The organism is Candidatus Clavichlamydia salmonicola, assembly GCF_015356765.1.
Taxonomy (GTDB): Bacteria; Chlamydiota; Chlamydiia; order Chlamydiales; family Chlamydiaceae; genus Clavichlamydia; species Clavichlamydia salmonicola.
Genome location: NZ_WTCQ01000003.1, coordinates 213,527 through 223,988, shown reverse-complemented (window position 1 = coordinate 223,988; position 10,462 = coordinate 213,527). Strand labels below are relative to the sequence as shown.

At 33.5% G+C, this 10,462-nt stretch carries 11 protein-coding genes; 4 read left to right on the top strand and 7 right to left on the bottom strand.

Annotated elements, in window-relative coordinates; all coding sequences use genetic code 11:
- Nucleotides 1-35: 35 nt before the first annotated feature.
- The 5 genes from CLAVI_RS04210 to ruvB all read right to left on the bottom strand — a co-directional run bounded on the left by CLAVI_RS04210 (nt 36) and on the right by ruvB (nt 4,793).
- Nucleotides 36-1,535, bottom strand: coding sequence for a leucyl aminopeptidase (locus CLAVI_RS04210; RefSeq protein WP_194844341.1), 1,500 nt, complete (start codon nt 1,533-1,535; stop codon nt 36-38).
- A gap of 44 nt (nt 1,536-1,579) precedes the next feature.
- Nucleotides 1,580-2,041 carry a single-stranded DNA-binding protein gene (gene ssb, locus CLAVI_RS04205; protein ID WP_194844340.1) on the bottom strand — a complete coding sequence of 154 codons (462 nt, stop codon included), beginning with the start codon at nt 2,039-2,041 and terminating at the stop codon, nt 1,580-1,582.
- Nucleotides 2,042-2,241: 200 nt separating this feature from the next.
- Nucleotides 2,242-2,739: a CesT family type III secretion system chaperone gene (locus tag CLAVI_RS04200; protein ID WP_194844339.1), complete on the bottom strand. Its 498-nt coding sequence runs from the start codon at nt 2,737-2,739 to the stop codon at nt 2,242-2,244.
- Nucleotides 2,740-2,942: 203 nt separating this feature from the next.
- The gene (locus tag CLAVI_RS04195) at nt 2,943-3,779 is read right to left on the bottom strand and encodes a SpoIID/LytB domain-containing protein (RefSeq protein WP_194844338.1); all 837 of its coding nucleotides are present in this window, start codon (nt 3,777-3,779) and stop codon (nt 2,943-2,945) included.
- Nucleotides 3,780-3,782: 3 nt separating this feature from the next.
- Complete coding sequence (gene ruvB, locus CLAVI_RS04190) at nt 3,783-4,793, bottom strand: Holliday junction branch migration DNA helicase RuvB (protein WP_194844337.1); 1,011 nt, start codon at nt 4,791-4,793, stop codon at nt 3,783-3,785.
- A gap of 388 nt (nt 4,794-5,181) precedes the next feature.
- Between ruvB and dcd the strand changes: the two genes are divergently transcribed.
- The 4 genes from dcd to CLAVI_RS04170 are packed head-to-tail and all read left to right on the top strand — an operon-like array spanning nt 5,182 to nt 8,504.
- The gene (gene dcd, locus CLAVI_RS04185) at nt 5,182-5,754 is read left to right on the top strand and encodes a dCTP deaminase (RefSeq protein WP_194844336.1); all 573 of its coding nucleotides are present in this window, start codon (nt 5,182-5,184) and stop codon (nt 5,752-5,754) included.
- 8 nt (nt 5,755-5,762) lie between these two features.
- Complete coding sequence (locus CLAVI_RS04180; protein ID WP_194844335.1) at nt 5,763-6,074, top strand: hypothetical protein; 312 nt, start codon at nt 5,763-5,765, stop codon at nt 6,072-6,074.
- Nucleotides 6,071-7,306, top strand: a complete 1,236-nt coding sequence (locus CLAVI_RS04175) for a hemolysin family protein (protein WP_194844334.1) — start codon at nt 6,071-6,073, stop codon at nt 7,304-7,306. The genes CLAVI_RS04180 and CLAVI_RS04175 overlap by 4 nt, the downstream gene beginning before the upstream one ends.
- Nucleotides 7,299-8,504 (top strand): CNNM domain-containing protein, encoded by a 1,206-nt coding sequence (locus tag CLAVI_RS04170; protein WP_194844333.1) that lies wholly within the window; start codon nt 7,299-7,301, stop codon nt 8,502-8,504. The genes CLAVI_RS04175 and CLAVI_RS04170 overlap by 8 nt, the downstream gene beginning before the upstream one ends.
- Here the strand turns inward: CLAVI_RS04170 and CLAVI_RS04165 are convergent.
- A complete protein-coding gene (locus CLAVI_RS04165) occupies nt 8,494-9,633 on the bottom strand; it encodes a cysteine desulfurase family protein (RefSeq protein ID WP_194844332.1) in 1,140 nt (379 codons plus the stop codon). The genes CLAVI_RS04170 and CLAVI_RS04165 overlap by 11 nt on opposite strands.
- Nucleotides 9,633-10,376: a Stp1/IreP family PP2C-type Ser/Thr phosphatase gene (locus CLAVI_RS04160; protein WP_194844331.1), complete on the bottom strand. Its 744-nt coding sequence runs from the start codon at nt 10,374-10,376 to the stop codon at nt 9,633-9,635. The genes CLAVI_RS04165 and CLAVI_RS04160 overlap by 1 nt, the downstream gene beginning before the upstream one ends.
- Nucleotides 10,377-10,462 lie beyond the last annotated feature (86 nt).

The window sequence follows — 10,462 nt, the reverse complement described above, 5'->3', positions numbered from 1 at the left end:
AGCTTTTTTTTTGTTAAAAACTATTTATATTTTTCTTATAAAACAGCAAATGAATTTAAAAATTCTACCAATAATCGCACCCCATAACCAGTCGCATGTTTTGGTAAATAATTATTTTGCTCTTTTTGAAAAGCTGTTCCAGCAATATCTAAATGAGCCCATGGAACATTTTTTACAAAATGATGTAAAAATAAAGCAGCAGTTACTGAGCCTGCTTCTCTGCCACCACAATTTTTCATTGTAGCAATATCTGACTTCAGCATCTTCTTATAGGGCATATGAAGTGGCATTGCCCATAACATATCTCCAGTTTTTTTTCCTGCTGCCAGAAGTTTTGCAGTGAGCTCTTCATTATTAGAAAATAACCCTGCCATATCATCACCAAGAGCAATACAAATAGACCCTGTTAATGTAGCTAAATCTATAATCCTAGAAGGCTTAAGAGATTCGATAGTATAGGCTAATGCATCAGCTAAAATTAACCGACCTTCTGCATCTGTTGAAATTATTTCTACTGCATCACCAGAACAGGAAGTATAAACATCACCCATTTTATAACTATTTGCACTAATGGCATTCTCTACACAAGGAATTACAGCTGTAACATTCACTTTAAGACTTAATGAAGCAACTGTGCCTAAAGTAGACAGCACAGCTGCCCCTCCAGCCATATCTGCCTTCATTCCGAGCATAGAATTACCAGGTTTTAAGTCTAATCCACCTGTATCATAAGTCACACCTTTACCAATAATAACTGTATGATCCTTACTCTTTGGATGACCTCGGTATTTTAGAATAATAAAACGAGGTTTATTGGTAGCACCTTTAGCTACAGCTAAAACTAATCCCATGTTTTCTTTAGCTAAACGAGCTTCATCCCATACCTCTACCTTAACACCTGGAATTTGTTTAGCTATGTCAGTAGCGACAGTTGCCATATGAAATGGCGTCACTCGATCAGCATTTCCATTAACTAAATCTCGCGCTAGAAAAACACCTTCCATTATAATCTCTACACGCTGAGCTATAGGATTAAATAAAGTAGCCTTCATTCCTACAACATGAACCTCTGTTAGTAATGGAGATGGTAGTTCCTCTCCTGGATTTCCATGAAAAGGTAACTGATAATTTGCAGAATAAATTCCTTCTAACAAAGCTGCAACGAAACACTCAGGAGAAAGCACTCTTAATTGAGAAATTTCTGGTATAAAGATATTTAAATTCAACCAATTAGCTTTTCTACAAAAAAAAGCTAATTTTCCATAAATACCTTTTAATATTTCAGCATCTAAAGTTTCTTCATTTCCTAAACCTAATAATACAGCTCTTTTTTCCTTGTTCCCATCTAAATAAATGGTACATATCTCTCCTTCTTTTCCAGTAAAATCACCAGAAGTAAGGACTGCAGCACACTCTTTTGGAAGCGCTGCAGTTTTAATAGCCAATAATGGCTTTTTGCTAATGAGCCAAAACGGAAAAATAGCAACATCTGCAGTTTTCCGTTTGGAGCCTTCAGCATAAGCAGATAATAACATAAGCTTTTGTCTCCATGTTTTAAAATATTTTTAGTCCTAAGCAACTAGAAAGGAATATCATCGTTTGCATAAGGACTTTCATCATCACCCAGTACAGTTGCATAAACAGGAGTTTCTTGTTCATTCATCATTGCATGTGATGCTTTTTCTGTGCTTGGAGCTACATTAGCTGTAGCATCAGAAGGAGAACGATCATTTTTTCCAAATGGATTAAATTTCAAAGTATCTGCTGTAATTAACAAAGACGCTTGGGGAGATCCATCTCGAGATAGATATCCATCTACTCCAATTTCTCCAGAGACAATAAGAGCAGATCCCTTTTTAAGATATGGTAACATATTATCAAAACGATCATGCCAAATGTTACATTTACACCAAACTGTCTCTTCCTTTCCACTTTGTCGTGTTTTTACAGCTAACCGTAGTACAACTACTCTTTTACCATTAGCCGTAAAACGTTCTTCTGGATCAGACCCTAAATAGCCAGCAAAAAAACCCATCATCATATAATTTACCTATTTCTCTTCTTGAAAATAAAACTTTAACACTACAGCACAAAAAACTGGGCGTGAAAATGCCCCATCTTAAAGAATTTAAGCGTTAAATAACCAGATTAAAAAAAAACAAAAAAATAAACCCTAAAAAAATAAATTTTTAAGGGTTCATGACAATAATTACAGAAGTAAGTTAAATATAAAACTATTAACTACGCTCTAATACCTTGTGGCGGTGGTACAACACCCATATTTGGAGTCACCTGCGGCATTGTATCAACTGAAGGTGGTCTACCTGCTGAAATATCCGCGCAAACAGTTCTCCACTTGACAACAGTTTCAATAAATAATTGAGCAAAAGCTTTTAATAAATTTGTTTCAGCATATTTCATATCTAAAACACAATGAATTAAAACTAACTGCTCTTTTACAGCAAGGCCAATACCTCCTCCTGCAACCTGTCCACCTAACATTGAGCCTTCTAATAGCTTTTCATATAAAGCTAGCCTATATTGGGGATTTTCAGGTAACCCATCCAATAAAGGAGAGTAGATATAAAGACGATCGGAATGCTCTTCATATGTTAAATGCAGAGAAAACTCTCCATCCACAAACAATATGCAGGTATTGTTTTGATCGAAACCTACATCGGAAAGTTTCAACTCTTTGGCAAAGTTTTTTAGGTTCTCCTCAGCGTTCTGACGCGACATGGGACCCTTCTCCTTCTAATTTTTTCCTACATTCAGGTTATCATATCAATTCATTTGAGGGAACTCTTTTTAGTTGATAAATCTTTCCTGTTTGCACAGAAATAGCGTTAAAAAATAAAGTGTCAATCACCTTTAATAAATTAAAAATAACGAATTAGTTAATCATATTTATTAATATACAACAGCATCTTCAAATAAAAAAACTATCCAATAGCACTGCTATTTAATCCAAAATCTGTTTTTAGCACGATCAATTTAATATCAGGATAGAACGCATCTAAAATTTGTTTTGCGTTCATTCCCGCTTGAGCCAAGGCTTCCATGTCTTCTAAACGCAAAACAGTTATATCCAAAGCAACTCTAGTATTCAATCTATCTAAAATCATACAAGCAGTCCAATCAACAGCAAGATCCACACCATTTTCTCTTCTAGTAATGGCATAACCTAGATAATGTTCATCGCTGGAAACAAGATGCCAACAAAGATCTCTTCCTTGTGTAGCTTTAATTTTTTCCACTAATTTAGTGCGCTCTGCGATAACATAAGCTGATAACGCTTCTTGAGAAAAAGATTGATCAAATTTTAAAGCCAATGAAGATTTTAAATAATCATCTACAGAAAGTTCATTGACCACAGTAATTCTATGATTATCAACACGATAAACATGCACTACTCCTGAATATTGCATTCCATTAACAAAAACATATGAATCATCTTGTTGAGGAGTGATAGTAATACTACTTACAGCAGGAAAGATCTCACCCCAACGTAATCCATCTGTCATAGAATGCACAACAAAACGTTTACCAAATGATTGAGATGACAAAAGCGTTCCTCTTGAGTCTGTAACTGTATAACTGTCTTTTGACTCCAGTAATACTGAAGTAACATTTTCATGTAACAACACTTTAACTTCTGGCATTAAAGATACTTGCTCTATTTCTTCTTGTCTTATCTGTAAAGATCCAATACGTGCCTCTACTAATGGAGTACATATCATCATTATAAGAAGAAGATATTTCCAAGGATATCTGTTCATTTATTACTCCTTCGTCTGCTCTTTTTCTTTTTGGAAATTACTTTCCCTTGTGTAAGCTAACTCTGTCACCATTCTTCCTCTAGGGGTTCTTTTTAATAAACCCTTCAATATCAAAAATGGTTCATAGACCTCTTCTATGGTACGAGGCTCTTCACCTACTGCCACAGCTAATGTATTAAGACCTACAGGACCACCTTCGTAATAACCTATTATGGTACTCAGAATTTTGGCATCTATTTCATCTAAACCCCAATCATCTATTGATAACATTTTCAGCGCTTTCACTGCTACTTCTCTATCAATTTTTCCTGCACTTTTCATTTGAGCAAAATCTCTTACCCAACGTAAAAGCCTATTAGCTACTCTCGGCGTCCCTCTTGCTCTTATAGCAATTTCATAAAAAGCATCTTGAGAAATTTCTAATTGAAGTAATGCTGCTGATCGCATAATGACTTTTGCTAGTACATCAGATGGATAATACTCTAACCGCCCAGTAAACATAAAACGTGAACGCAATGGCGCACTCAACATTCCTACCTTAGTCGTTGCTCCTATAAGAGTAAATTTTGATAAAGAAACACGAACTGATCGAGCATTTGGTCCACTGTCTAACATTAGATCTATGTAATAATCTTCCATTGCAGAATACAAATATTCTTCTGCAGCACGACTCATGCGGTGAATTTCATCTACAAAAAAAACATCTTTTTCTTGTAAATTTGTCAAAATACCAACCAAATCTGCTGGTTTTTCTAACTGTGGGCCTGAAGCAGAAACTAAAGAATGTCCAACTTTTTTCGCTAAAATATGAGCTAATGTTGTTTTTCCTAAACCAGGAGGACCATAAAATAAACAATGCCCTAAGGTCTCATTTCTTTGATGCGCAGCACCAATAAAAACTTCTAATCTCTCTTTAAGATCATTTTGTCCCCAAAAATCCTCTAAAAAACATGGCCTTAGCGCACTTTCAAAAGATTTTTCATTTGCTATCGTTCCGATAAAGTGATTTTCCATGCAAAAAAGAATCAATGTTAAGCGACTCACTCCAAATTATGAATCTAACAAAAGATCCTTTCAAAAGCCATTCCTATTTCTTGCTGAAAAAACAAATTATCTATGCATGCGTTTATTGAGATGTTTGGTAAGCAAAAATTCTGTTTATCAATCATTTTTTTCTTTAAAATTCATTTTTATTTTGACCCAAGGGATAATCCTTATTAAACTGACCTTTTCAAGATTTAAGAAAAGTTTTCTTATGTTTTTTTTCAAAGGAATGATAGTTATACATTACTTTATACCATGTAAAACATAACTTATACTTTCCTGCTAAGTTGTCTTTTCATAAACTTGAATCATTAATATTTGTATAATCAATAAGTAAATCACAGAGGGCCTTAACATAATGAGTCTAAAAGAAGATAAATGGATAAAACAAATGTCCCTAGAAAATGACATGATAGAACCTTTTGTTGCACATCAGGTTAAAACTCACCCTAACTCTGAAGATAAATGTATTAGCTATGGTCTTTCTAGTTATGGCTATGATATTCGCGTAGCAGATGAATTTAAAATTTTTACCAATATATATAGTTCTACAGTGGATCCTAAAAATTTCACTGAAGATTCTTTTGTTGATTTCTGTGGCCCTGTTTGTCTTATTCCCCCAAATTCGTTTGCTTTAGCCAGAAGCACTGAATATTTTCGGGTTCCTCGCAGTGTTTTAACATTTTGTATAGGAAAATCGACATATGCTCGATGTGGCATTATTGTAAATGTTACTCCTCTTGAACCAGAATGGGAAGGATTTATAACTTTAGAAATTTCTAATACAACTCCACTACCAGCTAAAATTTATGCTAATGAAGGCATTGCTCAAGTTGTTTTCTTTGAAGCAGCCAATGTATGTGCTCTTTCATACGCAGATAAAAATGGTAAATACCAAAAACAACAAGGAATTACTGTTCCCTTTGTCTAATGGCTAAAATGTTAAAATTTTTTGAAGAATGTTTTATCAAATCTTGGTGGGTGTTTCTTTTTTTTCTTTTTACTTCTAGTTGCTATGAACCAGCAGCATTGGTTAAAAAAAAAGAAACTATAAAACTTAAAAAAAAAGCTACCTATTTACATAATAAAATAATTCAAGAAATGAAAATTCAAGAAAAGCTTGCCACCTTTCTTGATTATAAAGAATTTCCTTCTTGGATTGAGTGGGCCTTGATAAATTATTTAGGCATGGTTCCTGAAGGATATAAAAAAGTGATTCTTCCTTCTGATATAGATCGAGACAAGTTGTGATTTTCTTATTAATTTTTTTTCTCTTATTTCTTGTAAGCAGCTCTATTTTTTGTTCTTTAGTTCAAATTTCTTTTTTTTCTTTAAGATCCAGTCAAATTTCTATTTATAAATTTCATGCAGATCCAAAGAAAAATCATATTGCCCGCCTAATGCAACATCCTCAAAAATTTCTAGTAACATTACTTTTCTGCGACATCTTAGCCAATGTCTTAATTCAAAACACAATAGCCTCTTTGTCTTTTTTTCAAGGACGCTGGTGGGCTGCAATTATAGCGCCTCTTCTAATTACATTAGTAATAGGAGAAGTTTTACCCAAAGCACTAGCTCTTCCTTTTAATGAAAAAATTGCTTATCAAACTGTTCCTTATATTACCAAAATTCATAAGACACTCTCGCCTTTTTTAAATTGGATGGTAATATTAACAGAAAAATTAACTCATATTTGTAGTTTTTTTTTAAAAAAAGAAGAGATCATTCTTACAGAAGAATTAAAAACTGTAATTCCAGAATGCTCAGCAAAAGGCATTATTTCTTCAGAAGAAGCAAAATTAATTTCAGGGTATCTATCCCTTACTGATTATTCCATTAAAGAAAGAATGCATCCTAGAGATCAAATCTATTTTTATGATTTAAGCATGCCTTTAAAAGAACTTCATCTTACCATGCAAAAAAATAATTTATCCCGAATTCCTGTCTGCCATGGAGATTTGCAACAATTAGTAGGCATTTGCCACTTACAGATACTTTTTGAAGCTTCCAAGCAGATTCATCGATCTAAAGATCTTATACCTTTATTAAAAAAAGCTTATTTTATACCTGAAACAGTTTCAGCAAAAACTGCATTGTCTAACTTAATTGCTAATGATGAACAATTGGGTATGGTTATTGATGAGTATGGCGCAATTGCAGGTCTTGTTACACAAGAAGATCTTTTTGAACTTGTAGTAGGAGAAATTACTGATCCTAAAGAACATACTGTTCCATATACCAGATCTGGAAACAACATTATTATTACAAATGGTTGTTTTGAACTTATAGAATTTGAAAATATCTTTGGCGTTGCCTTACCAAAAAATAATGATGTTGCAACCATTGGGGGTTGGCTTATTGAACAAATTGGTTCCATACCTGAAACTGGTACTTGTCATCTATGGAATAATTTCTTTTTCCATGTATTAGAAGCCGCTCCTAATAAAATTCAACGTGTTCATATAAGGCGTATCAATGCTTAATACTCCATTTTTTTGGTTACTCGTTTCTTTATTGTGCATTTTTATCCAAGGATTTTACTCTATGATGGAAATGGCTGCTCTCTCATTTAATAAAATTCGACTACAGTATTACGTTAGCAAGAACAATAAGACTGCTAAAAAAATATTTTTTATCACTCAAGACCCATTTAGACTTTTTGGTACAGCTATGATTGGAGCAAATATTGCTCTACAAATAGGTTCCCAAGCAGCTAGAGAATTCTACTCTTCAATGCATTTGAATCCTCATTTTGCACCATTAAGCCAAGTACTTTTAATCGTAATTTTTGCTGAACTTGTGCCTTTAGCTGCTGCGCGTAAATTTTCTGAACACATGGCTATTCTTGGTATTTATCTATTCCATGCTTCTTATTATCTATTTTATCCAATTAATCGCTTATTTGGATTTCTTTCGACGATCATTTATAAATTACTAAAGATAAAAAAACGAACTTTTCAAAATTTCATTAGTAGAGAAGAACTTGAAAAAGTTATTGAAATTCAACATGGAAAAAATGATTTTAATACTATCACTAGCAATATTTTTGACTTAAAAAGTAATACTGCACAAGCAATAATGCAACCATTGGGTCATTTTTTTTCTATAAATTCTGATACCTCTAATTCAGAAATTCGAGCTACCTTTATTGCATCTAAAAGTCCAATCATTCCAGTATACCATGAAAAAAAACATAATATTATAGGAACCATCTCTTTAAAAGATTTTGTTTGGGCTGAAACATTAAATGATCAATCTACCCCTATGGAAGCTCCATGGTTTATCTCAAATAAAACTCTTCTTATTCAATGTTTAGAAGAATTCATTACTCATCGAAAACAACTAGCTATTGTTATCGATGAGCAAGGTGTGTCTATTGGTATTTTATTTTTCTCTGAGATTTTAAAAATTATCTTCCATATTACTAAAAAACATAAGCATCGCCTTCCTTTAATCGAACGTATCTTTCCTGGGAATACTCTTGTTGGGCATCTTAACAAAAAATACAAAATTAATCTTAAAGGTCATGCTTCTAGCTCTTTAGCTCAATTGATTCTTTTAGAACTGGGACGACCTGCAGAGCTTCATGACTCAATCATGAAAGGACATTACCTTCTGTCTGTTGAAGAAATTACGATTATGGGTATCAAAAATGTCAAAATTAAAAGCATTATGTTTTAGATTGATATCCACATAATTTTCTTAACCGTTCTACATTTTCTTTTACAATTTTTACAGCTAAGATTAGCTCTTCTTCTGTAGTAAAACGACTTAAAGAAAATCTAATTGATGCATCTGAAATATCATTAGAGACTCCCATACTCCTTAAAACATGAGAACGAGCGCCAATTCCTGAAGCACAAGCTGATCCATGGCCTACCATTAATCCATCTAAATCTAACGCCATCAGTAATGTTTCTCCATCAACCCCTTCAAAAGAAACATTAGAAACATTACACACACGTTCCTGATCTTCACAGTGTATAATCATATCTATTATATGTTCTTTCAATAATTTTTCTAAAAAATCTCTTAATGTTTTCATTTTTTGTTGTATTACTGAAAGTTTCTCTTGAATAGAAGATAAGATTTTCCCCAAAGCTACAGCTCCCCATACATTTTCTGTACCACTACGCCGGTTCCTTTGCTGTCCGCCTCCATACAATAAAGGCTTAAGTCTTAATCCTGGAGTTGTAATAACTACACCTATACCTGTTGGTGCATGCATTTTATGACCACTAAAACAACAAGCAGAAACACCTGGATATAAATGAAATGGCTCTTTACCTATCATGGCTGTTGCATCTATAATAAAAATAAGTCCATGCCTTAAAGCAATCTTAGCAATAGCTTTATAATCAAGCTTAGCTCCAGTTTCTCCATTTACTGAAGAAAAAATTAAGGCCTTTGTATCTTCTGTTATTGCTTGCTCTACTTGTTCTGGATGAACAACACAATACCCTTGCTTTGGGGACAAAAATATAGCTTTATCTTTTTTTATTTTTAAGGACTCTCGAATACAAGAATGCTCTGTATTAGATGAAATAATAGAACCTTTTGAAATACCATGCACTAGCGTATTAATAGATTCTGTTGCTCCTGAAGTAAATATAACATCCGCCACACGACAATCAAAAAAATGCGCAACTTGCTGTAAAGCAATATCTAAAACAGCTTTGCCGCGTCTTCCAGCACTGTGCATACTAGAAGGGTTAGCAGGTGCATTTACTAATGAGAAAAATATTTCATTAAAGTAATTTTTAAGAATTGGATCTAGAAATGTAGATGCATTATTATCTAAATATATCATTATCCCACTTCTACTAATAAGGTAGTAATATTATCGCCACCACCTTGATTATTTGCAGCTTCTATAAGCTTTTTTGCACAAATTTCTAAAGAAGTCTTCCCTGATAAATGATTTTCTATGTTACTATCAGAAACAAAATTAGTTAGCCCATCTGAACATAATAAAAATAAATCTCCTTTCTTTATAGAAAAACTATTCACCTCAATAGGCACATTTGGCTTTGTTCCAATAGCATGAGTTAATATATGTTTATATGGACTTTTTTCTATACTTTCAGGGCTGATCATTCCTTTATTCATCATTTTTGTTAATAATGAATGGTCTTCAGTTAATCGATAGAGAGATCCTTCTCTATAACAATAGACACGGCTATCGCCTACATGAGCAACAACAGCACGATCATAACATAAGTGTAATGTACACAGTGTAGTTCCCATGCCTTTTAAAGAACTGTTCGATAGTCCTTTGCCATAAACACATCCATTTACACGAGATAAAATTGAAGATAGATATTCCTCATGCCTACGAATGTTACTTTTCAAAAATAGACGTCGACGCTTTTTAAAAAATTCTACCAAAGCTTTCATTGCCTCATAAGAGGCTACCTCTCCACCAAAACGCCCTCCCATTCCATCAGCTACTGCAAACAAACCATCTTCTGGAAGAGCCTGCCAGCAATCTTGATTTATAGATCTTACACGGCCTATATCAGTAATACCAAAATGCTTCAAAAAAAGAGCCATGCACCACCATAATGTGTATAACTTGCAAATAAGCACATCATAGCAAATGCATATTGACATCTTGCAAGAGGTTTTTCTGAGCATAT